Source organism: Pseudomonas sp. NY8896 (assembly GCF_039634505.1).
The window spans coordinates 4586960-4611152 of the sequence record NZ_CP132350.1; the positions used below are offsets into that span (position 1 = coordinate 4586960).

Genomic DNA, 24193 nt, shown 5'->3' on the forward strand with positions numbered 1-24193 from the left:
CCTTGCACTGCACCGCGCCAGGATTATGAGACTTACACCCGTTTTATTGCTGCTATGCCTCACCCTGCTGCCGGCCCTTGGCCAGGCTGCGGGCAAGACCGTGTATGGTCTCAACGAATACGCACAGCTGGGCGACCTGAACCTGGAAGTGGCCGCCAAGCTCGACACCGGTGCCAAGACCGCGTCGCTCAGCGCCCGCGACATCAAGCGGTTCAAGCGCAACGGCGAAAGCTGGGTACGCTTCTACCTCGCCATCGATGCGGCCCATTCGCACCCGATCGAGCGCCCACTGGCACGCGTAAGCAAGATCAAGCGCCGGGCTGGCGACTATGATGCCGAATCGGGCAAGGCCTACACGGCCCGCCCGGTCATCGAACTCGAAATCTGCATGGGCCAGGCCATGCGCACCATCGAAGTGAACCTCACCGACCGCAGCGCCTTCCAGTTCCCGCTGCTGATCGGCTCCGAGGCGCTCAAGCACTTCGACGCGCTGGTTGACCCAAGCCTTAAATATGCGGCCGGCAAACCTGCCTGTGCCACCGACGCTCCCAAAGCAGAGTAATCCCGATGCGCTCTCTTACCCTCCATCTGAAAGTCCTGATCACCGTACTGGTGCTATTGGGCGTGGCGGTCACGGCTTATCAGATCTTCTTCCTCGGCATCCCGGTGACCGAGGATGAAACCGACGACCTGTGGAACATCGACGCCAAGGTCGAGTTCGTGGCCAGCACCAAGGACCCGGTCAAGGTGCAGATGTTCGTGCCGCCGCTGAACCGCGACTACGTCAGCCTGAACGAGAGCTTCATCTCCAACAACTACGGGGTCAGCGTCAACCGCGCCGACGGCAACCGCAAGGTCACCTGGTCGGCCCGCCGCGCCAGTGGCAACCAGACCCTCTACTACCGCCTGGTGCTGACCAAGCGCTACAGCAACGAGAAGACCACGGTCAAAGGCCCGACCTTCCGTGACAGCCTGGCCGTCGAAGGCCCCGAGAAGATCGCCGCTGAAGCCCTGATGGCACCGATCCGCCAGCACTCGGCCGACGTCGAAACCTTCGTCAGCGAGACCATCAAGCGGGTCAACAACCTCAACGATGACAACGTCAAGCTGCTGCTGGCCGGCGACACTTCGGCCATGAAGAAGGCCCAGATCATCGACCTGCTGCTGTCGATCGCCCACGTGCCGATGGAAAAGGTGCACACCATCCGCCTGGTCGCCGACACCCCGCAGACCCCGGAACTGTGGCTGCGCAGCTTCAACGGCAACGACTGGCTGTACTTCAACCCGGACACCGGCGAGCAAGGCCTGCCGAGCGACCGCCTGCTGTGGTGGACGGGTGACGACAACCTGATCACCGTCGATGGCGGCAAGAAGGCCAACGTCACCTTCAGCATGAACAACAGCGAGATGAACGCCATTCGCCTGGCCAAGCTGACCGACGAGAACACCGACGCCGACTTCCTCGAGTACTCGTTGTACGGCCTGCCGCTGCAAACCCAGCAAACCTTCATGATCATGGTCATGATCCCGATCGGCGTGCTGGTGATCCTGGTGTTGCGCAACCTCATCGGCCTGCAGACCCTGGGTACCTTCACACCGGTACTGATTGCCCTGGCCTTCCGCGAGACCCAGCTAGGCTTTGGCATCGTGCTGTTCACGGTGATCACCGCCCTGGGCCTGTCACTGCGCTCGTACCTGGAACACCTCAAGCTGCAGATGCTGCCACGCCTGTCGGTGGTGCTGACCTTCGTCGTGGTACTGATCGCCGCCATCAGCCTGTTCAGCCATAAACTGGGCCTGGAGCGCGGGCTGTCGGTGGCGCTGTTCCCGATGGTGATCCTGACCATGACCATCGAACGCCTGTCGATCACCTGGGAAGAGCGTGGCGGCGGCCATGCCATGAAAGTGGCCATCGGCACCCTGTTCGCCGCCTCGGTGGCACACCTGCTGATGATGGTGCCGGAACTGGTGTACTTCGTATTCACCTTCCCGGCCGTACTGCTGATCCTGGTGGGCTTCATGCTGGCGATGGGCCGTTATCGCGGCTACCGCCTGACCGAGCTCGTGCGTTTCAAGGCTTTTCTGAAGAAGGCTGACGCCTGATGTTTGGCCTGATCAAGACGTGGAAAGCCCTGGAGGCCCGGGGCATCATGGGTATCAACCGGCGCAACGCGGACTACGTGTTGAAGTACAACAAGCGCCACCTGTACCCGATCGTCGACGACAAGATCATCACCAAGGAGCGCGCCCTGGCGGCCGGCATCCATGTGCCGGAAATGTACGGCATCATCGAGACCGAAAAAGAGATCGAGAAGCTCGACCAGATCATTGGCGGGCGCAACGATTTCGTCATCAAGCCGGCGCAGGGCGCCGGCGGTGACGGCATCCTGGTGATCGCCGACCGCTTCGAAGACCGCTACCGCACGGTGTCGGGCAAGATCATCAGCCATGAGGAAATCGAGCACCAGATTTCCAGCATCCTCACTGGCCTGTACTCGCTCGGCGGGCACCGCGACCGCGCGCTGATCGAGTACCGGGTGACCCCGGACCAGATCTTCAAGAGCATCAGCTACGAAGGCGTGCCGGATATCCGCATCATCGTGCTGATGGGCTACCCGGTAATGGCCATGCTGCGCCTGCCAACCCGCCAGTCCGGTGGCAAGGCCAACCTGCACCAGGGCGCCATTGGTGTGGGTGTGGACCTGGCCACCGGCGTGACCCTGCGTGGCACCTGGCTGAACAACATCATCAGCAAACACCCGGACACCACCAATGCGGTGGACGGCGTGCAGCTGCCGAACTGGGACGGTTTCATGAAGCTGGCCGCCGGCTGTTACGAGCTGTGCGGCTTGGGCTACATTGGCGTGGACATGGTGCTGGACCAGGAAAAGGGGCCGTTGATTCTGGAGCTCAATGCCCGCCCGGGACTGAACATCCAGATTGCCAACGACTGCGGTTTGACCCAGCGTACCCATGCCATCGAGGCGCATATCGAAGCGCTGGCCAAGGACGGCGTGACCGAGGATGCCGAGCAGCGGGTACGGGTCGCGCAAGGGCTGTTTGGGCACGTACCCAACCGCTGAGATACCGGGGGGCTGCATTGCAGCCCCTAATGCAGGATCAGCCTTGTGCTGCGAATGGGCCAAACACAATGTTGAATGTCGCGCCCAGTGCTAGGCGCTTTTCCTACACAGGTCTACAATCGCCCTCCTCGCTTTTACATCGCCGTCCACACTGATGCCGACCTGTACGCTTTACCCCCTGCCCTACCAGCCCGACCCTGCCGCCTATTTCGCCCGCCTGCGCCAGGCCCCCGGCGCAATTCTGCTCGACAGCGCCCGCCCTGGCGCCGAACGCGGCCGCTTCGACCTGCTCAGCGCCTGGCCGCTGCAACAGTTGCGAGCGCACCCGCACGAAGAAGGCCGCGCCTTCCTTCAGCGCCTGCGGGTCGGCCTGGCTCAACTGGGTTACGCCGACTTGCCCGACGGTGTAGAACTGCCCTTCGCCGGCGGCCTGATCGGCTACCTGAGCTATGACTTCGGACGCCGCCTGGAACACCTGCCAAGCCATGCCGTGGACGACCTCGGCCTGCCAGACGCCCAACTGGGCCTGTACGCTTGGGCATTGGTCAGCGACCATCTGCTCGGCACCAGCCAACTGGTGTTTCACCCAAACCTGGCAGCTGACGAACGCCAACGCCTGATCAGCCTGTTCCAAGGCGAAATCAACGCCGAAGCCGGCGAGTTCCAGCTGCTCGCGCCGATGGCCGGCGACCTGCAGCCCGAGCAGTACAAAGCAGCCTTTGACCAGGTACAACGCTACATCCAGGCCGGTGACTGCTACCAGATCAACCTCACCCAACGCTTCCGCGCCCCCTGCCAGGGCGACCCGTGGCGCGCCTACCAGGCCCTGCGCCAGGCCTGCCCAACGCCGTTCTCCGGCTACCAGCAACTGGCCGACGGCAGCGCCTTACTGAGCTTTTCGCCTGAACGCTTCATTCGCGTCAACCAGGGCCAGGTGGAAACCCGCCCCATCAAGGGCACCCGCCCACGCGCCAGCGACCCGACCGAAGACACGCGCAATGCCGAAGAGTTGCTGCACAGCCCCAAGGACCGCTCGGAAAACCTGATGATCGTCGACCTGCTGCGCAACGATTTGGGGCGCACCTGCAAAATCGGTTCAGTGCAGGTACCGGAGCTGTTCAGCCTGGAGAGCTACCCCAACGTCCACCACCTGGTCAGCAGCATCACCGGCCAGCTGGCCAGCGACAAGGACGCGCTGGACCTGATCGGCGACAGCTTCCCCGGCGGCTCGATCACCGGTGCACCGAAAATCCGCGCCATGCAGATCATCGACGAGCTGGAGCCATCGCGCCGTGCGCTGTACTGCGGCTCTCTGCTGTATGTGGATGTGCGCGGCGAGATGGACAGCTCCATCGCCATTCGCAGCCTGCTGGTCAAGGACGGCCAGGTCAGTTGCTGGGGCGGCGGCGCGGTGGTAGCCGACTCCGAGTGGCAGGCCGAATATGAAGAGTCGATCGCCAAAGTGCGGGTGCTGATGCAAACCTTGCAGGGCTTGTGAGTCCGTCTAGCCCGCGTTTTTTTGTTACCATCACCTCATTACGAGCGCACAGCGCCACAGCCAAGATGGAAACCGCCTGATGAGCCAACCCTTCGACGTCGCCGCCCTGGCCGCGACCTACGCCAACAAGTCCCCACAGGACATTCTCAAGCTCGCGTTCGAGCATTTTGGTGATGACCTGTGGATCTCCTTCAGCGGCGCCGAGGACGTGGTGCTGGTCGACATGGCCTGGAAGCTGAACAAGCAAGTCAAGGTGTTCAGCCTCGACACCGGTCGCCTGCACCCGGAGACCTACCGGTTCATCGACCAGGTACGCGAGCAGTACAACCTGCCGATCGAAATCCTCAGCCCTGATCGGGCCAAGCTCGACCCGTTCGTCAAGGAAAAGGGCCTGTTCAGCTTCTACAAGGATGGCCATGGGGAGTGCTGCGGCATTCGCAAGATCGAGCCGTTGCGCCGCAAGTTGGCCACCGTCAGCGCTTGGGCTACCGGCCAGCGCCGCGACCAGAGCCCGGGCACCCGCAGCCAGGTGGCGGCACTGGAAATCGACAGTGCCTTCTCCACCCCTGAACGTACGCTGTACAAGTTCAACCCGCTGGCGCAGATGAGCAGTGAAGAGGTGTGGGGCTATATCCGCATGCTTGAACTGCCGTACAACAGCCTGCATGAGCGCGGCTTCATCAGCATTGGTTGCGAGCCGTGCACCCGGCCGGTGCTGCCGAACCAGCATGAGCGTGAAGGGCGTTGGTGGTGGGAAGAGTCGACGCAGAAGGAATGCGGGTTGCACGCGGGCAACCTGATCAGCAAGGCTTGAAATAGCCGGGGCTGCTATGCAGCCCCAGCATTCTTGAATCAGTGCACTGGCAGTTCGACGCCTTCGAAAAGTTCTTCCAGCTCCTGCTTGTTATGGCACTGAATCGCCTTGGCCATCACTTCGCGGGTCAGGTGCGGGGCGAACTTCTCGATGAAGTCGCACATGAAGCCACGCAGGAAGGTGCCACGGCGGAAGCCGATCTTGGTAATGCTGGCTTCGAACAGCTCGCTGGCGTCCAGGGCCACCAGGTCACTGTCGAGCTTGGCATCCACGGCCATGCCAGCAACGATGCCCACGCCCAACCCCAAGCGTACATAGGTCTTGATCACGTCGGCGTCAGCCGCGGTGAATACAACTTTCGGCGTGAGGCCTCGGTGGTTGAAGGCTTCGTCCAGCTTCGAACGCCCGGTGAAACCGAACACGTAGGTAACGATCGGGTATTCGGCAACGGCTTCCAGGGTCAGCTTCGGCAGCTTGGCCAGTGGGTGACCTTGCGGCACCACCACGCAACGGTTCCACTTGTAGCACGGCATCATGATCAGGTCGCCGAACAGCTCCAGCGCCTCGGTAGCGATAGCGAAGTCGACCGTACCGTCCGCAGCCATCTCGGCAATCTGCATGGGTGAGCCCTGATGCATGTGCAGGGACACTTCCGGGTATTGCTTGATGAAACTGCTGATTACCGGCGGCAGTGCATAACGCGCCTGGGTATGGGTAGTGGCAATGGACAGCGTGCCCTTCTTCTCGTTGGAGAACTCCTGGGCGATCTGCTTGATGCTCTCGACCTTGCGCAGGATTTCGCCTGCGGTATTGATGATGCGCTCACCGGCCGGAGTAACGCGGGTCAGATGCTTGCCACTGCGGGCAAAGACTTCAACACCCAGTTCGTCTTCGAGCAGGCGGATCTGCTTGCTGATACCTGGCTGGGAGGTATACAGGCTCTGCGCCGTCGCGGAGACGTTGAGGTCATGGTGCGCCACTTCCCAGATGTAGCGCAGTTGTTGAAGCTTCATAGGTTCCCCTCGGTTCAGCGATGAGTCCGCGGCAGCAGGCAGCGACGATATATAACTATATTAGTGGTTCTGGAAATAAATCTAGAACTATTTTGTTACGCGCCAGCCGGAAATGGCCTACAGCCATCTTCATGTTTTCCTACGCCCCAGGTGCTGCGCCAAAGGCACCATGTACACCGGCACCGGCGACAATTGCAGCAGCCGCACCGCCGTGCGCCCCAGCGGTACGTCCACCCCGGCACCGGCGCTGTGGCTACCGAATATCAACAGGTCGACGCTTAGCCGCTGCGCCTGGTCGAGAATCACTTGGGCCGGGTCGCCCTGCCGTACCCGCACGGCTCTGATCACCGCCAGATCGGCTTCTTCACCTAGCTCGTCGCGAAAGCTTTCCAGCACCCGCTGCTCTATATTCGCCATCACCGTGTTCACGCCTTGGCTATGCAACTGGTCGAGCGTCTGCTCATCGAGGTAGCTTTGCAGGAGGGATTCGGCGAACTGGCCCATCGGCTCTACCGCGTGAATCACATACAATTCGGCGTTGAACGTGCGCGCCAACGCCAGCGCGTGCTGCATCACGAAAGGGGCGTAGACACCGAGGTCGGTGGCGTACAGCATGGAGCGGATCATTCGACCTCCTCGACTGCCGCAGCGGCAGAGCAAGCTTCAGCTTAGCAGCGCGCCGGATGCACGCTTTGCCGTCCGGCGCGCTGCTGGCGTGGGCTGGAGCGACCCACAGCGAGTGCCGCCAAGGCCGAAGCCGCCTTCAGTGGGGCCGATCACTGCTGTCGATGAAACTCAGCGCCTGATACAGCATCTCCATGCGTGGCAGGCTGCACCCCGCCGCCCGAGCGCGTGCCAGCGGCTCGGCATAGATAGCCTGCAGTTCAAGGGGGCGCTGGTGGGCATGGTCGTGGTACATGCTCGGCCAGTAGTCGGGCATGCGCTCGGTCACCTGGAACAAGTGCTCGGCGTAGCCCTCCGGTAACACATGACCACAGGCTTCCGCCCCCTGCACCACCTCGGCCATCAAGGCCTGGATCAGCTCGCGACTATGGCGCTCGGCCATCAGCGGCGTGGTGCTCGCCCCCAGCAGCACCGACAGGCCGTTGTAAGGCACGTTCCACACCAACTTCTGCCAGCGAGCCAGGGCCAGGTTCGGCATGGCCTGCGAATCGATGCCCGCGGCCTGGAACAACCCGGCGCCTTCCGCGACCAGCGCGGCGCCACCATCAATGGCCGGCCCGCTGTGGTACCCCAGATTGACCGCACCTAGAGCCTGGTGACGGATTACACCCGGTGCCTGGCGATTGACACAGATGAAGCACAGGCCGCCAAGCAGATGCATGTCGCTGCGCAAGGCCGAGCGCAACTGTTCCTCCACACCCAGGCCATTCTGCAACAGCACCACCTTGGCGCCGGGCGCAGCGGCCTGGACGATCAACGGCGCAAGCTGCGCGTTGCTGGTGGCCTTGGCACCGATCAGCAGCCAGTCACACGGCGGCATGTCGGCGGCATTGACGTAAGCCTGCACCTTCATTTGCAGCGTGCCATGCACGGCACTGTCCAGGCTAAGCCCCTGCTCGCGAACGGCCTGATACTCGCTGCGCAGCAGAAAATGCACATCGAAACCGGCCCGGGCCAGCATCAACCCATAAAAGCCGCCAATGGCGCCACTGCCGATGATGCCGATGCGCGGGGTGTTCGAATGCATGCCAATCTCCAGCTATAGGGTCAGCCCTCTTTTTACACAGGTTGAGCCGCGCTGGGCAGCCCATTCGCGCGCAACCCCCTCGAACAGGGAAAAACCCCACAATGACTGGGCTTAGCCCATTGTCGCGCCACCTGTAACGCGCTAAGGTTCGGCTCCCCGCTGCGATTATTCTTGCTGCTGGGCCGCACGGGGATTGTTGGCGGCCGGCACCCGTGACCTGACGAGTAACACGATGGCTGATTTACCGATCGATGACTTGAACGTTGCCTCCAACGAGACCCTGATCACCCCTGATCAGCTCAAGAAGGAAATCCCCCTCAGCGCCAAGGCCCTGCAGACCGTGACTGCCGGCCGTGAAGTGGTGCGCAATATTCTCGACGGCAAGGACCATCGCCTGTTCGTCGTGGTCGGCCCTTGCTCGATCCACGACATCAAGGCCGCCCACGAGTATGCCGAGCGCCTGAAAGTGCTGGCCGAAGAAGTGTCCGATACGCTGTACCTGGTCATGCGCGTGTACTTCGAAAAGCCACGCACCACCGTCGGCTGGAAAGGCCTGATCAACGACCCATACCTGGATGACTCGTTCAAGATCCAGGACGGCCTGCACATCGGCCGCCAGCTGCTGCTGGACCTGGCTGAAATGGGCCTGCCGACTGCCACCGAGGCGCTCGACCCGATTTCCCCGCAATACCTGCAAGACCTTATCAGCTGGTCGGCCATTGGTGCTCGCACCACCGAGTCGCAAACCCACCGCGAGATGGCCTCGGGCCTGTCCTCGGCGGTCGGCTTCAAGAACGGCACCGACGGCGGCCTGACCGTTGCCATCAACGCTTTGCAGTCGGTGTCCAAGCCGCATCGCTTCCTGGGTATCAACCAGGAAGGCGGTGTATCGATCGTTACCACCAAGGGCAACCCTTACGGCCACGTGGTACTGCGCGGCGGCAACGGCAAGCCGAACTACGACTCGGTCAGCGTTGCCCTGTGCGAACAGGACCTGGCCAAGGCCAAGATCAAGGCCAACATCATGGTCGACTGCAGCCATGCCAATTCCAACAAGGACCCGGCCCTGCAACCGCTGGTCATGGAAAACGTTGCCAACCAGATCCTCGAAGGCAACCAGTCGATCATCGGCCTGATGGTCGAAAGCCACCTGAACTGGGGCTGCCAGTCGATACCGAAAAACCTGGACGAGCTGCAGTATGGTGTGTCGATCACCGACGCCTGCATCGACTGGTCGGCTACCGAGAAGACCCTGCGCAGCATGCGTACCAAGCTGAAAGATGTGCTGCCGCAGCGCAAGCGCGGCTAAGCATTGCAACAACGAAAAACGCCGGGCAATGCCCGGCGTTTTGGTGTCTGGTGCCTGCTCAGGCTTTGCTCGAATGCCGCTGCTGGCGCTCCATGTAGCGCTCCACATACGAGCAGGACGGAATCACCGTGTAGCCCATCTGCTCGGCGTACTCCAGGGCTCGTTCGGTCAAAGCGGCAGCGATCCCGCGGCCGCGCAGGGCGTTGGGCACGAAGGTGCGATAGATGTCCAGCGTCTGCTTGCCCAAATCCATGTACGTCAGATAGGCACGATGACCGTCCACGTTGGTCTCGAACTGATGACCCGCCTGGTCATGGTGGATGGTCAGCGCTTCGCTCATCACTACTCCTTGCAGGTCTTCTCGGCAGACCCATACCTTAACCGATGGTTGTTTATCCGGCACAGAATCTCTACGCCACCTGTTGCCCCTTCGACCACTGGACGATTGTAATCGTTCGGATCCTCTGGCACTCACAAGATAGTAGGCGCCGCGAGCGTGATTGCTCAAGGTGGCGGCGGTTAAAAATGGCCAAAATGGCATCAGGGCGACTTTCCCCATCCCACCCAACAGCCGCCGGATGTTCTAGGGCTTAAGACGCTGAGGGACAGTTAAAGTCACCCTTAGTTCAACAAAAAAGTTCCTGTACTACAATCGCTTGCGAACCCTGCACGTTTTTTTCACAGAAGCGTCGCAAATCTTGTCGGCGCAGGGTCAAGCAACATTTTTTTTGCAGTTCTTGCGCTCTGTCAGTTTACTTACTACAAGTAATGGGTACTATGTACGCCGGCCAGTTTCTCTTTCCTGAGAGATGGCTATTTAATAGAAAGTCCTTGAAGGGGAACACGATGAACAACGTTCTGAAATTCTCTGCTCTGGCTCTGGCCGCAGTTCTGGCTACCGGTTGCAGCAGCGTATCCAAAGAAACCGAAGCTCGTCTGACTGCGACTGAAGACGCAGCAGCTCGCGCTCAAGCTCGTGCTGACGAAGCCTACCGTAAGGCTGACGACGCACTGGCAGCCGCTCAGAAGGCTCAGCAGACCGCTGACGAAGCCAACGAGCGCGCTCTGCGTATGCTGGACAAAGCCAGCCGCAAGTAATAATCCTCACGGATTGTTAAGAAGCCGACCCACTTGTGGGTCGGCTTTTTTATTGCCTGTGAAACGGGCAAACACGTCAGGCGGGTACGAAAAGGCCTGCACTAAGGCAGGCCCGGGTGTGTCGCGATTACCTTACTGCAGTTCGGGCGGAATGCTCGTAACCATTGGTGTGCCACCCTGGTTTTCCACGGGCACGGCAATTTCTACCGGCATGCCATCTTCTGCAGCCACCACGTCTCGCACCATGTCCCAGTTCATGCGCAGGTTATTGGCCAGGTCTTCGCGCTTGAGCAAGGCATTGATAACGGCGGTGTGTTTGTCCACCACTGACGGGTTACCCTGGTCATCCAGCGGCGTGTGTGCCTCAAGATAGACCTTGCCGCCACTGATACCAAACTTGTACGGCTCGTTGATGATGCGTACCGGAGTACCCACCGGCACCATCTTCGACAGTTCCAGCACGTTGTTGTTGAGCATGCGGAAGCAACCGTGGCTGGTACGCATACCAATGCCGAACTTCTTGTTCGAACCGTGGATCAGGTAGCCCGGCACACCCAAGGTGAACTTGAACGGCCCCAGCGGGTTGTCCGGGCCAGCCGGCACCACGGCGGGCAGGATGTCACCGTCCGCTGCGTGCTCTTTGCGAATCGAGGCAGGCGGCGTCCAGGTCGGGTTTGGCGTCTTGGCAGTGATCTTGGTGTTGGCGATCGGCGAACCCCAACCCTCCCGGCCAATACCCAGCGGGAAGGTATGTACCACGTTCTGCCCTTTCGGGAAGTAATACAGGCGGTACTCGGCCAGGTTGATGACGATGCCTTCACGCGGGCCCGGCGGCAAGACGTAACGGGTCGGCAGGATGATTTCGGTGCCGGCGCCCGGCAGCCAGGGGTCGACGCCCGGGTTGGCGGCAATCATTTCCAGGTAGCCGAGGTCGTTGGCGGTGCCGATATCGGCGAACGTGTCCTCGTACTTTGCCTTGATCACATGCACCTGGCCGACGATGTCTTCACCGGGCGGTGGCAGTGGCAGCTCCAGCGCAGCAGCGGGGCCCGCTACCAGCAGGGCGGCCAGGGACAGGCTACGGGTGACGGCAGGAAAGCGCGGCAACATCCGGTAAATCCTTCGAAAGGTGGGTCAAGAGGATCGATTGTACACCCGCGCCAGTGCAAGCGGGAGGCATTGGCGTCATGCAAGCGTTTCAGATGATGAAAGGTGCTTGCCGTTCAGCTGCCATGCAGCTCAGGCCACACCGGGCGCATGCCGCGTCGCTGGGCATCGAGGATGGCACGGCATAGGTCACACAGGCGGCCATCGCGGTAGATCGAGCGCGGCACCCCCGACCAGCGCGGCTGCGCAGGTAGCAGACCACCGCACAAGGTACGGTCGACTGGCACACCCAGCTCAAGCTGGCGGGCCACGAGGTGAACACGGATTTCCTGGCAGGCGAACAAGTCGAGCTGCTCGTCAGGCTCGATCAGTTGGTAGGCAAACAGGGACCAGGCAGGGCGCGGCATTGGGGGCACTCGAAACGGGGGGCGCAACATTAGCCGAAAGGCGCCCTCGTTTAAAGCTTCACAGCAAGGGTTTTATCGCTGGCCAGGCATTTTCCAGCAGGCGCTGCTGGGCACCCTGCGCCGGATGGATGCCGTCGGCCTGCATCAGCTCAGGCACGCCCCCTACCCCTTCAAGGAAAAACGGCACCAAGGGCACCTGCTTGTCCGCTGCCAGCTGTTCATACACGTTGGCAAATGCGGTGGTGTAGCGCACACCATAATTGGGCGGTAGGCGCATGCCCAACAAAAGTACCTTGGCACCAGCCTGGCGCGAACGCTCGATCATCGACGCAAGATTTTGTTGCAATTGCGCGGGCGGCTGCCCGCGCAGGCCATCGTTACCGCCCAGCTCCAACACCACCAGGCTGGGTTTATGGGCTGCAAGCAGCGCCGGCAGCCGTGCCTGGCCGCCTGCGCTGGTGTCGCCGCTGATCGATGCATTGACCACTTTGTCATCGAAACCTTCGTCCTTGAGGCGGGTCTGCAAGAGAGACACCCAACCCTGGCGGGTATCCAGGCCAAAACCGGCGCTGATACTATCGCCAACAATCAGCAGCGTTCCCGCCGCCGCGCTCTGGGCCAGGCAATACAGGGCCAGACCGGCACTCAACCACCACACTCGCATCGGATTCTCCATGAGCCCCAGCATTCTCGTTGCGCAGAACCTTAGCAAAGTGGTCCCCAGCGCGGAAGGCGACCTGACCATCCTCCACGCACTTTCCCTTGATCTCACCCAGGGTGACAGCTTGGCCATCGTCGGCGCCTCGGGCTCTGGCAAGTCGACGCTGCTCGGCCTGCTCGCGGGCCTCGACCAGCCCAGCGCTGGCAAGGTCATTCTCGCCGGCCATGACCTGGGGCCACTGGATGAAGACCAGCGCGCCCGTGTGCGCGCCGAACATGTGGGCTTCGTGTTCCAGTCGTTCCAACTGCTCGACAGCCTCAATGCGCTGGAAAACGTCATGCTGCCACTGGAGCTGGACGGCCGCCGCGATGCACGCGAACAGGCGCGCACCCTGCTGGAACGGGTCGGCCTCGGCAAGCGCCTGAGCCACACCCCACGCCAACTGTCGGGCGGCGAGCAGCAGCGGGTGGCCATCGCCCGCGCCTTCGCCGCACAGCCTGCGGTGTTGTTTGCCGACGAACCCACCGGCAACCTCGACAGCCACACGGGTGAGCGCATCAGCGACTTGCTGTTTGAATTGAACAAGGAGCGCGGCACCACCCTGGTGCTGGTCACCCATGACGAACGCCTGGCCCGGCGCTGCCGCCGCCAGATCCGCCTGGACGCGGGGCGCCTGGTGACCTCGGTGGAAGCCTGATGAACCACATGCCGTTATCCCGCCTGTGCGGCCTGGCCCTGCGCCAGTTGCTGCGCGACATTCGCGCCAGCGAAGTACGCGTGCTGTTCTTTGCCCTGCTGGTGGCGGTGGCAGCCAGCACCGCCATCGGCTATTTCGGCGCCCGCCTTAACGGTGCCATGCAACTGCGCGCCAGCGAATTCCTGGGTGCCGACCTGGTGCTGCAGGGCAGTGCCCCCGCCCGCGAGCAACAGATCGATACCGGCACGGCACTTGGCTTGCGCCACGCGCAGGTGGTCGAGTTCACCAGTGTGGTGGGCGGCGATAACGGCATCCAACTGTCCAGCGTCAAGGCCGCCGACGGCACCTACCCATTGCGCGGGCAAGTACGCAGCGCGCCGGCACCTTACGCCGAGGAAACGCCTGGCGGCGGCCCTGCTCCTGGCGAGGCGTGGGTCGAACCACGCCTGCTGGCGGCACTGGGGCTGGCGATTGGTGACAGCATCGACGTAGGCATGAAAACCCTGCGCATGAGCCGCGTGCTGACCTACGAGCCAGACCGCGCCAACAACTTCTACAGCCTTACCCCGCGCGTGATGATGAACCTGGCCGACCTGGGGGCAACCGGCGTGATCCAGCCGGGCAGCCGGGTCACCTACCGCGACCTGTGGCGCGGTGATGCCGAGGCACTGGCCCGGTACCGCCAAGCCGTGGAAAAAGACCTGGCCGCCAACCAGCGCCTGCGCGACACCCGCGATGGCAACCAACAGATCGGCGGCGCGCTGGGCAAGGCCGAACGCTACCTGAACATGGCCAGCCTGGTGGCCGTGCTGCTGGCCGGCGTGGCTGTGGCCCTCTCGGCCAGCCGCTACGCCGCACGCCGCCTGGACGCCAGCGCCCTGCTGCGCTGCCTGGGGCTCTCACGCCGCCAGGCTCTGGGCTTGTATTGCCTGCAGTTGGCCATGCTCGGCCTCGTCGCCGCCTTTGCCGGCGCCCTGCTCGGCTGGCTGGCTCAGTTGGGCCTGTTCCGCTTGCTGCACGGCCTGCTGCCAAGCGTGGTACCGGCCGGTGGCATCATCCCGGCGCTGGCCGGTATCGGTACCGGGCTGGTTGCACTGGCCGGCTTCGCCCTGCCGCCAATTGCCGCCCTGGGCCAAGTTCCGCCACTGCGGGTACTGCGCCGTGATCTGTTACCGATACCACCCAGCAGCTGGTTGGTGTACGGCGCCGCTCTGTTTGCCCTGGGCCTGATCATGTGGCGCCTGAGCCTCGACTTGCTGCTCACTTTCGCCCTGCTCGGCGGCGGCCTGGTCGCTGCACTATTGCTCGGTGGCCTGCTGTTACTCGGATTGCGCAGCCTGCGCCAGCTGCTGGCCGGCGCGCCACTCACCTGGCGCCTGGGGCTCGGCCAGCTGTTACGCCACCCCATGGCTGCCGCCGGCCAGGCCCTGGCCTTCGGCTTGATTTTGCTGGCCATGGCCCTGGTCGCCCTGCTGCGCGCAGAACTGCTCGACACCTGGCAAGCGCAGTTGCCCAAGGATGCGCCGAACCATTTCGCCCTGAACATCCTGCCGGATGACCGCGAACCGTTCGCTCAACGCCTGCACCAGGTCAACGCCACTTCAGCGCCGCTGTACCCGGTGACGCCCGGGCGCCTGGTGCAGATCAACGAGCAGCCGGTACAGCAGATCGTCAGCAAGGACTCGGCAGGCGAGCGCGCCGTACAGCGCGACCTCAGCCTGACCTGGGCCGCCGAATTGCCCGAAGGCAACGCGCTGACCGCCGGCAGCTGGTGGCAAGCCTTGCCAGCCGACAACGAAATCCCCGGGGTATCGGTGGAAGCGGAACTGGCCAGCAGCCTGAAACTGCACATGGGCGACCTGCTGACCTTCGACATCGGCGGCCAGCAGCGCCAGGCCCGCGTCAGCAGCCTGCGTAGCGTGCACTGGGACAGCTTCCAGCCGAATTTCTACATGATCTTCCAGCCCGGCACGCTACAAGGGCTGCCGACCACCTACCTGACCAGCTTCTACCTGGCACCGGGGCATGACCTGGATGTGGTGGCGCTGTCACGGGCGTTTCCGGCAGTGACCATCCTGCAGGTGGATGCCTTGCTCGACCAGCTGCGCAGCATCCTCGCCCAGGTGACCCTGGCGGTCGAGTATGTGCTGCTGTTCGTACTGGCGGCCGGGCTGGCGGTGCTGTTCGCAGGCTTGCAGGCCACACTGGACGAACGCATTCGCCAGGGCGCCTTGCTGCGCGCCCTGGGGGCGGCGCGGCCGTTGCTGGTCAAGGCTCGGCGTATCGAATTCGGTTTGCTGGGAGCGGCCAGCGGGCTGTTGGCTGCAGTGGGCTGCGAACTGATTACCCTGGTGCTGTACCGCTACGCCTTTGACCTGCAATGGAGCCCACATCCGTGGTTGCTGGTGTTGCCGCTTGCGGGGGCGTTGCTGGTGGGGGGTGCGGGGGTACTGGGGACGCGACGGGCCTTGAATGCTAGCCCGCTGGCGGTTCTACGCGACACTTGATGGCTGCCTGTGCCCGCGAAGAGGCGGGCACAGGTAACGTCAACTCATCACCCGTAGCTGATGCTGTTCACATACCAGGTCGCTTCACCAGTAGGTGTATGCACCACCACCTCATCGCCCTCCTCCTTCTTCAACAAGGCACGGGCCATGGGCGAGTCGATCGAAATGTAATCGTTGCGCCCGTAGATCTCGTCATAGCCGACAATGCGAAACTTCATGGTCTCGCCCTCATCGTTCTCGATTTCGACCCAGGCACCGAAAAACACTTTGCCCTCCTGCTGCGGCGAGTACGCCACCACCTTCACATCTTCAAGGCGCTTGCGCAGGTAACGCACTCGGCGGTCGATTTCGCGCAGTAGCTTCTTGTTGTACTGATATTAGGGCCCCAGATCGAAGCATACTATTCACAGGGCTTAGTCCTCGTAGGATGGCCCTACGATACAAACGCTCCAGATCATCTTCGGTTGGCTTCGTCGTAGATCAAAGCAGAAGCTACCTAGCTTCGGTGCGATTACGCCGGCTTAGCGGCCGCCGTGGGTTGGAGCCGATCAGTACGGCCCCCTCTGTTTTTGGACCGTAAGCAGCCAATTTGTAAGCCCCTTACCTCGGCGTCCGCCTGGGGTTAAACCGCACGATGAACTCGGCCTTGGAATGCAGGTGGTTGCCCTGCTGATGCTCACGGTACCAGCAGCCTCGCTGACGGTGCCATGGGTGACGGCCACCCAGGCGCTCTCCGGCATCGCCAAGGACCTGAACAAGATGAGCGCCAAGAGCTCCATCAAGCTCTTGGTGCCGGACAGCCAGCAAGGCACCCTCTACAAATGGGTAGCCATCCTGACGGGCTCGAAAAACGCGCTCAAAGGCGTGGGCTTCTTCCTCGGGGGAGCACTGCTTGCGCTGCTCGGTTTTACCCAGGCGGTATTGGCCATGGCGGCGGTGCTGGCCCTGATATGGATCGGCAGTCTGATCCTGCTGAAAAAGGACTTGGGCAAGGCCAAGGCCAAGCCGAAGTTCCGCGACATGCTGTCCAGGGATTTCTGGCTGGTCGGGGGCTTCTTGGCCGCGTGGGTAATCGGCTACGGCATTGTCCAGTCGTTTGCCCCCCATATCACCGGCAAGAAGCGTGGTCATGTACCCGACGGCCGAGCAGCCTTCATCTGGGCAATCGCCCTGGCCGGGCTACCTGCGCTCATCGCCGTGGGCCTGTCGGCAGGCTGGTCAGCTCAAGTAGTGCTGCTGGGTGGGTTGATGCTGTTTGGTGTGCTATTCGCGGTGAACTCATCGCTGCACAGCTACCTGATCGTCAGCTATGCCAAGGAAGATGGGGTCTCGCTGGATGTGGGCTTTTACTACATGTCCAACGCCCTGGGTCGCCTGGTTGGTACGCTGCTCTCGGGCTGGGTATTCCAAGCCTACGGGCTGGGAGCTTGTTTATGGATTTCCTCGGCCTTCGTGCTACTCGCAGCCCTGATCTCTATTGCTTTACCCAAGCACGTTGAGGTGATTGCAACGTCGCAGTAGTAAACAGAAGTAATTGCGTTTTTCTTAAGAAAGGCGCAGTTAATGCTGCGCTAACCAATATCACCTACACTCGCCCCTATGATCCGCATCCTGCGACTGTTCACTATCCTGATGCTCGTACTTTCGCTTCCTCTCAACGGGATGGCGGGAGTCGACTCAGCCATCGAGCCTTGCCCCATGCAAACCATGGGCATGCAGATGATGGCAGGGATGGAGCACGACTGCTGTCAGGACCAGGATCAGGGGAAAACCTCTCAGCACGCCAACAAGGCCTGCAAAATCGGCCAGGAATGCAGTACTGCAAGCACATTGCAGGTCAGCATGCTCGAGCCCGCGCTCACCTTCTCGACTCCCCGCCCCGTCGATACCTATGGCGAAGGCCTTCTGACCAGGGCTCCCCCCGATCATTGGCGTCCTCCCCGCACCTGATTCCTTCGTAAACCTCACACCATCGTTCTGCCTCGGCGGCTGAACGATGACATGCGCCTGTGCGCTGGTTTTTTCGAGGAATCATCTTCATGACTCCCCTATGTTCCCATTCAGGGCGGATGCTTTCTGCCGCCCTGGCACTCCTGCTGCCGGTGCTATCGGCGCAGGCGAATTCGCTCACGCTGGACGATGCGCTGCAACTTGCCGAGCGCAACGCACCTTCGCTTCAAGCACGCCAGGAACAGGCTTCCGCTGCACGTCACTCCGTTGTGCCAGCGGGTGAACTACCCGATCCACGACTGAATCTTGGCGTGCAGAACCTGCCGGTGGACGGCAGCGATCGATGGAGTACCAATCGAGACTTCATGACCATGCAGGTAGTCGGTTTTTCTCAGGAGGTGCCCAATCGCGACAAACGAAAAGCGCGGGTCGAAACCGCTCAGGCCACGGTCGAGCGGGCGGGTGCCGAAGCGCTGTTCGAGCGTCTGAAAGTGCGTGCAGCCACGGCACAAGCTTGGATTACCGCGTACACCCTGCAACGCAAACTGCAGCAGTTCGACAATCTGTTCAACGAAAACCGCCTGCTGGCAGCGGCGGTACGTGCACGCCTGGCCGCAGGGGGCGGCGCTTCCGCCGATGCCCTGGCCCCGGGCCAGGAGGCCGCGCAGCTGGAAGAGCGGAAGGACCAACTACTGACCCAAGCCACCCAGGCCCGCGCCGCACTTAAACGCTGGATCGGACAGGATGCCGACGCATTACAAGCGCCGACGTTTCCGCAGTGGCCGGTACGCGCACCTGACTACCTGCACACCCTGCACGCCCATCCGGAGTTGGCCGCCTATGGGGCCATGACCCGTGAGGCCCAAGCTCAGGTGCAGCAGGCCATCGCCGAGAAAAAGTCGGATTGGGGCTGGCAGGTTGACTACCAACGCCGCGGGCCCGAATTCAGCAACATGGTCAGCGTGCAGGTCAGTTTCCAGCTGCCACTGTTCAGCGGGTCGCGGCAAGACCCGATGATTGCCGCTCGCCAGGCCCAGGTAAGGCAACTGGAGGACGAACAGCAAGCAGCACTGCGTGAGCACACCGCGCAGCTCGAAGCTGACCTGGCGGAGTACCAACGCCTGCAAAGGGCGGTGACGCGCAGCCGCGAAACCTTGCTGCCGCTGGCCGAACAACGCGTCAGCCTGGCCTTGGCCGCCTACCGGGCAGGCAAGTCGGCGCTGGAAGAGGTAGTCACAGCGCGGCGTCAACGCATCGAAGCACGGTTACAGGATATCGACCTGCAAGGGCAGCTGGCGGCGACCGCCGCTCGCCTGCACTTCGTATATGGAGAGGTGCGTGCATGAACAACACGTCTATCGGTTTGATCACAGCACTCGCCCTGGCCATTGGCACCGGGACAGGCTATTGGCTGGGGCATCCTGGGCAACCTGCACAAGCACCCGCAGCAACAGCGGAACAGAAGCCATTGTATTGGTACGACCCGATGTACCCGCAGCAACACTTCCCAGCGCCCGGCAAGTCGCCGTTCATGGACATGCAACTGGAAGCGAAATACGCCGAAGAAGGCACAGATCCCGTGCAGCCTACGGTGCAAATCAGCCAAGGCGTACAACAGAACCTTGGGGTACGCCTGGCGACGGTGAGCCGTGGCCGGCTGCAGCGCAGCCTGCAGGTCAGCGGCGTACTGGCCTTCGATGAGCGGGATTTCAGTGTGCTCCAGGCACGCACCGCAGGCTTCGTTGAGCGCACCTATGGCCGAGCCACGGGGGATGTGGTGGCCAAAGGCGCGCCTCTGGCGGATGTACTGGCTCCGGAATGGGCTGGGCTGCAGGAAGAGTTTCTCGCGCTGCGCCACTTGGGTGATGTGCAGTTGCTAGCTGCAGCACGCCAGCGGCTGCTGCTGGCCGGTATGCCGGGTGAACTGGTCGACCGGGTCGCACGCAGCGGCAAGGTGCAGAACCTGGTAACACTGGTAGCACCGAGCGCCGGGGTCATCCAGGCGCTGGACCTGCGTCCAGGAATGACCGTGGCACCTGGCGCAACCCTGGTCCGCATCAATGGCATAGCGAATGTGTGGCTCGAAGCCGCTGTGCCGGAAGCTCAGGCAAGTGGCCTGCGCGAGGGGCAAGCAGTAGAGGCCCACTTGCCGGCTTATCCCGGCGAGACCGTTCTAGGCAAACTGACAGCTCTGCTCGCGGATGCAGACCTGCAAAGCCGTACCTTGCGCCTGCGCATTGAGCTACCCAACAAAGATGGTCGGCTACGGCCGGGAATGACCGCGCAGGTTGCGCTGCGCTCAGGCGAGAACGCCGATGACCTGCTGCTACCCGCCGAGGCCGTAATCCGCACGGGCAAACGTGATCTGGTGATGGTGGCCGAAGACCAAGGCCGTTTCCGCCCAGTGGAGGTGGTGCTAGGCCAGGAGAACGGCGGCCAGGTTGCCATCTTGAAAGGCCTGCAGGCCGGGCAAAAAGTCGTGGCATCCGGACAGTTCTTGATCGACTCCGAAGCCAGCCTAAAAGGTATCGAGGCGACCACCGCCTCGGACTCATCGGCCGCCTCGCAAATGCCCGAGTTGCATGAAGCAGACGGTCAAATTGTACAAATTGAAGGTAATCAGCTGACCATCGCCCATGGGCCTTTTGTCACCTTGGGAATGCCTGGGATGACCATGACTTTTCCAGTGGCCGACCCCACGCTGATTACCGGGCTCAAGGTGGGTGAGCGTATCCACTTTGGTATTCGGGAGCGCGACGATGGCATGGTCATCGAGCAGATCAATGCGCTGGAGAACCAGCCATGATCGAAAAACTGATTCGTTGGTCAGTGAGCAATCGCATACTGGTTCTGCTCTCCACTTTGTTCCTGGTGGCCTGGGGGATATTTTCGCTACGCAGCCTGCCGATCGATGCCTTGCCCGATCTGTCAGACGCCCAAGTGATCATCCGCACCTCCTACCCAGGACAAGCACCCCAGATCGTCGAAAACCAGGTCACCTACCCGCTGACCACCACCATGCTCTCGGTACCGGGAGCCAAGACCGTGCGCGGTTTTTCCGCCTTCGGCGACAGCTTCGTATACGTGCTGTTCGAGGATGGCACCGATCTGTATTGGGCGCGCTCTCGCGTTTTGGAGTACCTGAGTCAGGTTCAGTCGCGCCTGCCGGCCTCAGCCAAGCCAGCACTTGGGCCTGACGCCACAGGCGTTGGCTGGATCTACCAGTACGCTTTGGTCGACCGCAGTGGCAGGCATGATCTGGCACAGCTGCGCAGCCTGCAGGATTGGTTCCTGCGCTTTGAGCTCAAGACCGTACCGGATGTCGCTGAAGTGGCAAGCATTGGCGGCATGGTCAAGCAGTACCAGGTGGTACTCGACCCGCTGCGTATGGCCAGTCTCGGCATCACCCAGGGCGAGGTCGCAAACGCCATCGGCAAGGCCAATCAGGAAACGGGCGGTGGCGTGCTGGAACAGGGTGAGGCGGAATTCATGGTGCGGGCCTCAGGCTACCTGAAGACGCTGGACGACTTTCGCGCCATCCCCCTGCGCTTGGCTGCCAACAGTGCGCCGGTGACGCTGGGCGACGTTGCCAGAGTACAACTCGGGCCGGAAGCCCGGCGGGGCATTGGGGAGCTGGACGGCGAAGGCGAAGCCGTGGGCGGCGTGGTGATCCTGCGCAGCGGCAAGAATGCCCGGGAAGCCATCACCCGTGTGAAGGAAAAGCTCGAAACACTGAAGAAAAGCCTGCCCGCCGGCGTCGAGCTGGTGACTACCTATGACCGCAGCCAATTGATCGACCGCGCCGTGGACAACCTCAGTCATAAGTTGATCGAGGAGTTCATCGTGGTCGCACTGGTGTGTGCGGCCTTCCTGTGGCACCTGCGCTCGTCGCTGGTTGCGATCGTGTCATTGCCGGTGGGGGTGCTGATCGCGCTGATCATCATGCGGCACCAAGGCATCAACGCCAACATCATGTCTCTGGGCGGCATTGCCATCGCCATTGGCGCAATGGTCGATGCCGCTGTGGTGATGATCGAAAACGCGCACAAACGGGTCGAGGCCTGGCATGCCCGTCATCCGGGGCAGGTGCTGAGAGGAGCCGAGCACTGGCGGGTCATGACAGATGCCGCCGTGGAGGTCGGGCCGGCGCTGTTCTTCAGCCTGATGATCATCACCCTGTCTTTCGTGCCGGTGTTCACCTTGCAGGCCCAAGAGGGACGGCTGTTCGCGCCCCTGGCGTTCACCAAGACCTACGCCATGGCGGCCGCAGCGGGGCTGGCCGTGACATTGGTGCCGGTGCTGATGGGCTACTGGATCCGTGGGCCATTGCCTGCCGAGCAGCGTAATCCACTCAACCGTGGGCTGATTCGCGTGTACCGGCCGGCGCTGGAGGTCGTACTGCGTAGGCCGTGGTTGACGCTGTTGGGCGCGCTGGCGATCTTGCTCAGCAGCCTGTGGCCATTGAGCCACTTGGGTGGAGAATTCCTGCCGCCGCTGGACGAAGGTGACCTGCTGTACATGCCCTCGGCCCTGCCAGGCCTGTCGGCGCAAAAGGCCTCGGAGCTTCTTCAGCGCACCGATAGACTGATCCGCACGGTGCCGGAAGTCGTCAGTGTGTTCGGCAAGGCCGGTCGCGCAGAGTCGGCCACCGACCCTGCACCGTTGGAGATGTTCGAGACCATCGTGCGGCTCAAGCCCAAGGATCAGTGGCGGCCAGGAATGACCAGCGAGAAACTGGTCGAGGAACTCGACCGCACCGTACGCGTACCGGGCCTGACCAATATCTGGATTCCGCCGATCCGCAACCGTATCGACATGCTCGCCACCGGCATCAAGAGTCCGATTGGCGTAAAGGTGGCCGGCAGCGACCTGGCGCAGATCGACCGCACGACCCTGGCCGTCGAACGGGTAGCGAAGACTGTACCTGGCGTGACCTCGGCACTGGCCGAGCGGTTGACCGGCGGACGGTACGTCGATCTCGACATCGATCGCCAGGCTGCTGCCCGTTACGGCCTGAACATCGCCGACGTGCAAGCCATTGTCGCCGGCGCCATTGGTGGCGAAACCATCGGGGAGACGGTGGAAGGCCTGGCGCGTTACCCGATCAGCGTCCGCTACCCCCGCGAATGGCGCGATTCAGTCGAGGCACTGCGTCAGCTACCAATCTACACCGCTCAAGGTGGCCAGATAACCCTCGGCACCTTGGCCCGTGTGCGAATTGCCGAAGGCCCGCCGATGCTCAAGAGCGAGAACGCCCGCCCCTCTGGCTGGGTGTACATCGACGTTCGCGGCCGTGATCTGTCGTCTGTGGTCGCCGACCTGCGTCAGGCAGTTGACCGCGAAGTGAAGCTCGATCCAGGCGTCAGTCTGAGCTATTCAGGCCAGTTCGAGTATCTGGAGCGCGCCAACGCTCGGTTGGCCTGGGTGGTGCCGGCGACATTGGCCATCATCTTCGTCCTGCTGTATCTGACCTTTGGGCGCCTAGGTGAGGCGCTGCTGATCATGGGCACTCTGCCTTTCGCCCTCACCGGCGGTGTGTGGTTGCTGTACCTGATGGGTTTCAACCTGTCGGTAGCCACCGGCGTTGGCTTCATTGCCTTGGCCGGGGTCGCGGCGGAGTTCGGGGTGATCATGCTGATCTACCTGAATAACGCTTGGGCCGAGCGACAGGCCAATGGTGAGCCCACTCAGCCAGCTCTGCTTAAAGCCATTCGCGAGGGCGCGGTACAGCGCATCCGGCCGAAGGCGATGACCGTGGCAGTGATCGTTGCAGGCTTGCTGCCCATTCTCTGGAGCAGCGGGACCGGCAGCGAAGTGATGAGCCGCATCGCCGTACCCATGGTAGGCGGAATGCTGACCGCCCCCTTGCTCTCTCTCTTCGTTATTCCCGCAGCGTATTGGCTGATCCAGCGCCGCGCTCTTGTAGTCACTCACGATTCCACACCAGGAGAAATCCGATGAAGAAGCTCTACCTCAGTGTTGCACTGCTCGTCGCCTTTGCATCAGGCGCACAAGCTCAAGACCCCATGGCCGGGATGAACATGGATGGTATGGATATGAAGGAAGTCCAATCATCACCTGCCGCTCACGCTGAAGGGACGGTAAAGGCCATAAACGCCCAGGGCGGCAAAGTGACCCTAATGCATGGGCCGGTGGCGGCGCTGAAATGGCCAGCCATGACCATGGGCTTCAAGGCCACCGCGCAGCAGCTGGAAAAGTTGAAGGTGGGAGATAAGGTAGCGTTTGACTTCAGGATGGACGGCAGCAGCGCGACGATTGTTGATATCCGTAAGGAGTAAATCGTCTAGCCCATAACTATCAGCGAGAAACCGCCCACA

21 protein-coding genes and 2 pseudogenes are annotated in these 24193 nt (G+C 62.0%); 15 read left to right on the top strand and 8 right to left on the bottom strand.

What is annotated here, in order from left to right:
• Positions 1-25 precede the first annotated feature (25 nt).
• The 5 genes from Q9451_RS20545 to Q9451_RS20565 all read left to right on the top strand — a co-directional run bounded on the left by Q9451_RS20545 (position 26) and on the right by Q9451_RS20565 (position 5395).
• Positions 26-562 (top strand): ATP-dependent zinc protease, encoded by a 537-nt coding sequence (locus Q9451_RS20545; RefSeq protein WP_012271589.1) that lies wholly within the window; start codon positions 26-28, stop codon positions 560-562.
• A 5-nt stretch (positions 563-567) separates the two neighbouring features.
• Positions 568-2103 carry an inactive transglutaminase family protein gene (locus tag Q9451_RS20550; RefSeq protein WP_012271588.1) on the top strand — a complete coding sequence of 512 codons (1536 nt, stop codon included), beginning with the start codon at positions 568-570 and terminating at the stop codon, positions 2101-2103.
• Complete coding sequence (locus Q9451_RS20555; protein WP_012271587.1) at positions 2103-3083, top strand: alpha-L-glutamate ligase-like protein; 981 nt, start codon at positions 2103-2105, stop codon at positions 3081-3083. The genes Q9451_RS20550 and Q9451_RS20555 overlap by 1 nt, the downstream gene beginning before the upstream one ends.
• 154 nt (positions 3084-3237) lie before the next feature.
• Positions 3238-4581: an aminodeoxychorismate synthase component I gene (pabB, locus tag Q9451_RS20560; RefSeq protein ID WP_012271586.1), complete on the top strand. Its 1344-nt coding sequence runs from the start codon at positions 3238-3240 to the stop codon at positions 4579-4581.
• A gap of 79 nt (positions 4582-4660) precedes the next feature.
• Positions 4661-5395: a phosphoadenylyl-sulfate reductase gene (locus Q9451_RS20565; protein ID WP_003250299.1), complete on the top strand. Its 735-nt coding sequence runs from the start codon at positions 4661-4663 to the stop codon at positions 5393-5395.
• A gap of 38 nt (positions 5396-5433) precedes the next feature.
• On the opposite strand, the gene cysB is transcribed toward Q9451_RS20565, so the two are convergent.
• From cysB to Q9451_RS20580, 3 genes are all read right to left on the bottom strand, one after another.
• The gene (cysB, locus tag Q9451_RS20570) at positions 5434-6408 is read right to left on the bottom strand and encodes an HTH-type transcriptional regulator CysB (RefSeq protein WP_010953293.1); all 975 of its coding nucleotides are present in this window, start codon (positions 6406-6408) and stop codon (positions 5434-5436) included.
• Between the two features lie 129 nt (positions 6409-6537).
• Positions 6538-7035, bottom strand: coding sequence for a universal stress protein (locus Q9451_RS20575; RefSeq protein WP_012271585.1), 498 nt, complete (start codon positions 7033-7035; stop codon positions 6538-6540).
• Positions 7036-7171: 136 nt separating this feature from the next.
• Positions 7172-8119, bottom strand: coding sequence for a putative 2-dehydropantoate 2-reductase (locus Q9451_RS20580; protein ID WP_012271584.1), 948 nt, complete (start codon positions 8117-8119; stop codon positions 7172-7174).
• Positions 8120-8351: 232 nt separating this feature from the next.
• Here Q9451_RS20580 and Q9451_RS20585 point away from each other — a divergent pair, with 232 nt between their 5' ends.
• The gene (locus Q9451_RS20585; RefSeq protein ID WP_012271583.1) at positions 8352-9428 is read left to right on the top strand and encodes a 3-deoxy-7-phosphoheptulonate synthase; all 1077 of its coding nucleotides are present in this window, start codon (positions 8352-8354) and stop codon (positions 9426-9428) included.
• 58 nt (positions 9429-9486) lie between these two features.
• On the opposite strand, the gene Q9451_RS20590 is transcribed toward Q9451_RS20585, so the two are convergent.
• Entirely contained in the window at positions 9487-9768 is a 282-nt protein-coding gene (locus tag Q9451_RS20590; RefSeq protein WP_003250290.1) for a GNAT family N-acetyltransferase, read from the bottom strand.
• A 506-nt stretch (positions 9769-10274) separates the two neighbouring features.
• On the opposite strand from Q9451_RS20590, the gene oprI reads away from it, so the two are divergent.
• Positions 10275-10526 carry an outer membrane lipoprotei OprI gene (gene oprI / locus Q9451_RS20595; protein WP_003259780.1) on the top strand — a complete coding sequence of 84 codons (252 nt, stop codon included), beginning with the start codon at positions 10275-10277 and terminating at the stop codon, positions 10524-10526.
• Positions 10527-10658: 132 nt separating this feature from the next.
• Here oprI and Q9451_RS20600 read toward each other — a convergent pair whose 3' ends face one another.
• The 3 genes from Q9451_RS20600 to Q9451_RS20610 form a co-directional block, all read right to left on the bottom strand.
• Positions 10659-11636: a L,D-transpeptidase family protein gene (locus Q9451_RS20600; RefSeq protein WP_012271581.1), complete on the bottom strand. Its 978-nt coding sequence runs from the start codon at positions 11634-11636 to the stop codon at positions 10659-10661.
• 113 nt (positions 11637-11749) lie between these two features.
• Positions 11750-12040: a hypothetical protein gene (locus Q9451_RS20605; RefSeq protein ID WP_012271580.1), complete on the bottom strand. Its 291-nt coding sequence runs from the start codon at positions 12038-12040 to the stop codon at positions 11750-11752.
• A gap of 58 nt (positions 12041-12098) precedes the next feature.
• Complete coding sequence (locus Q9451_RS20610) at positions 12099-12704, bottom strand: arylesterase (RefSeq protein WP_041166452.1); 606 nt, start codon at positions 12702-12704, stop codon at positions 12099-12101.
• A gap of 10 nt (positions 12705-12714) precedes the next feature.
• On the opposite strand from Q9451_RS20610, the gene Q9451_RS20615 reads away from it, so the two are divergent.
• Together Q9451_RS20615 and Q9451_RS20620 are read left to right on the top strand one after the other, a co-directional pair.
• Entirely contained in the window at positions 12715-13398 is a 684-nt protein-coding gene (locus tag Q9451_RS20615) for an ABC transporter ATP-binding protein (RefSeq protein WP_012271578.1), read from the top strand.
• Positions 13398-15905, top strand: a complete 2508-nt coding sequence (locus tag Q9451_RS20620; protein WP_012271577.1) for an ABC transporter permease — start codon at positions 13398-13400, stop codon at positions 15903-15905. Before Q9451_RS20615 ends, Q9451_RS20620 begins: the two co-directional genes overlap by 1 nt.
• 47 nt (positions 15906-15952) lie before the next feature.
• Here Q9451_RS20620 and greB read toward each other — a convergent pair.
• Positions 15953-16282: pseudogene (gene greB / locus Q9451_RS20625) on the bottom strand (transcription elongation factor GreB); the annotation flags it as partial.
• Positions 16283-16506: 224 nt separating this feature from the next.
• Here greB and Q9451_RS20630 point away from each other — a divergent pair.
• The 6 genes and pseudogenes from Q9451_RS20630 to Q9451_RS20655 form a co-directional block, all read left to right on the top strand.
• A pseudogene (locus Q9451_RS20630) lies at positions 16507-17426 on the top strand (MFS transporter); the annotation flags it as partial.
• A gap of 78 nt (positions 17427-17504) precedes the next feature.
• Complete coding sequence (locus Q9451_RS20635) at positions 17505-17855, top strand: hypothetical protein (protein WP_311165541.1); 351 nt, start codon at positions 17505-17507, stop codon at positions 17853-17855.
• 89 nt (positions 17856-17944) lie between these two features.
• A complete protein-coding gene (locus Q9451_RS20640; RefSeq protein ID WP_311165539.1) occupies positions 17945-19201 on the top strand; it encodes a TolC family protein in 1257 nt (418 codons plus the stop codon).
• The gene (locus Q9451_RS20645) at positions 19198-20661 is read left to right on the top strand and encodes an efflux RND transporter periplasmic adaptor subunit (RefSeq protein WP_311165538.1); all 1464 of its coding nucleotides are present in this window, start codon (positions 19198-19200) and stop codon (positions 20659-20661) included. The genes Q9451_RS20640 and Q9451_RS20645 overlap by 4 nt, the downstream gene beginning before the upstream one ends.
• A complete protein-coding gene (locus Q9451_RS20650) occupies positions 20658-23816 on the top strand; it encodes an efflux RND transporter permease subunit (protein ID WP_345960719.1) in 3159 nt (1052 codons plus the stop codon). Before Q9451_RS20645 ends, Q9451_RS20650 begins: the two co-directional genes overlap by 4 nt.
• Complete coding sequence (locus tag Q9451_RS20655) at positions 23813-24154, top strand: copper-binding protein (protein WP_311165536.1); 342 nt, start codon at positions 23813-23815, stop codon at positions 24152-24154. The genes Q9451_RS20650 and Q9451_RS20655 overlap by 4 nt, the downstream gene beginning before the upstream one ends.
• The last annotated feature ends 39 nt before the right edge of the window (positions 24155-24193 follow it).

Excerpts from the sequence above, each read along its gene's own strand:
- Q9451_RS20645 (WP_311165538.1), top strand. The coding sequence starts at position 19,198 with ATGAACAACACGTCTATCGGTTTGATCACAGCACTCGCCCTGGCCATT.
- Q9451_RS20610 (WP_041166452.1), bottom strand. The coding sequence starts at position 12,704 with ATGCGAGTGTGGTGGTTGAGTGCCGGTCTGGCCCTGTATTGCCTGGCC.
- oprI (WP_003259780.1), top strand. The coding sequence starts at position 10,275 with ATGAACAACGTTCTGAAATTCTCTGCTCTGGCTCTGGCCGCAGTTCTG.
- Q9451_RS20555 (WP_012271587.1), top strand. The coding sequence starts at position 2,103 with ATGTTTGGCCTGATCAAGACGTGGAAAGCCCTGGAGGCCCGGGGCATC.
- Q9451_RS20565 (WP_003250299.1), top strand. The coding sequence starts at position 4,661 with ATGAGCCAACCCTTCGACGTCGCCGCCCTGGCCGCGACCTACGCCAAC.
- Q9451_RS20605 (WP_012271580.1), bottom strand. The coding sequence starts at position 12,040 with ATGCCGCGCCCTGCCTGGTCCCTGTTTGCCTACCAACTGATCGAGCCT.
- Q9451_RS20590 (WP_003250290.1), bottom strand. The coding sequence starts at position 9,768 with ATGAGCGAAGCGCTGACCATCCACCATGACCAGGCGGGTCATCAGTTC.
- Q9451_RS20640 (WP_311165539.1), top strand. The coding sequence starts at position 17,945 with ATGACTCCCCTATGTTCCCATTCAGGGCGGATGCTTTCTGCCGCCCTG.
- Q9451_RS20575 (WP_012271585.1), bottom strand. The coding sequence starts at position 7,035 with ATGATCCGCTCCATGCTGTACGCCACCGACCTCGGTGTCTACGCCCCT.
- Q9451_RS20650 (WP_345960719.1), top strand. The coding sequence starts at position 20,658 with ATGATCGAAAAACTGATTCGTTGGTCAGTGAGCAATCGCATACTGGTT.
- cysB (WP_010953293.1), bottom strand. The coding sequence starts at position 6,408 with ATGAAGCTTCAACAACTGCGCTACATCTGGGAAGTGGCGCACCATGAC.
- Q9451_RS20600 (WP_012271581.1), bottom strand. The coding sequence starts at position 11,636 with ATGTTGCCGCGCTTTCCTGCCGTCACCCGTAGCCTGTCCCTGGCCGCC.
- Q9451_RS20615 (WP_012271578.1), top strand. The coding sequence starts at position 12,715 with ATGAGCCCCAGCATTCTCGTTGCGCAGAACCTTAGCAAAGTGGTCCCC.
- Q9451_RS20655 (WP_311165536.1), top strand. The coding sequence starts at position 23,813 with ATGAAGAAGCTCTACCTCAGTGTTGCACTGCTCGTCGCCTTTGCATCA.
- Q9451_RS20620 (WP_012271577.1), top strand. The coding sequence starts at position 13,398 with ATGAACCACATGCCGTTATCCCGCCTGTGCGGCCTGGCCCTGCGCCAG.
- Q9451_RS20635 (WP_311165541.1), top strand. The coding sequence starts at position 17,505 with ATGATCCGCATCCTGCGACTGTTCACTATCCTGATGCTCGTACTTTCG.
- pabB (WP_012271586.1), top strand. The coding sequence starts at position 3,238 with ATGCCGACCTGTACGCTTTACCCCCTGCCCTACCAGCCCGACCCTGCC.
- Q9451_RS20545 (WP_012271589.1), top strand. The coding sequence starts at position 26 with ATGAGACTTACACCCGTTTTATTGCTGCTATGCCTCACCCTGCTGCCG.
- Q9451_RS20550 (WP_012271588.1), top strand. The coding sequence starts at position 568 with ATGCGCTCTCTTACCCTCCATCTGAAAGTCCTGATCACCGTACTGGTG.
- Q9451_RS20585 (WP_012271583.1), top strand. The coding sequence starts at position 8,352 with ATGGCTGATTTACCGATCGATGACTTGAACGTTGCCTCCAACGAGACC.
- Q9451_RS20580 (WP_012271584.1), bottom strand. The coding sequence starts at position 8,119 with ATGCATTCGAACACCCCGCGCATCGGCATCATCGGCAGTGGCGCCATT.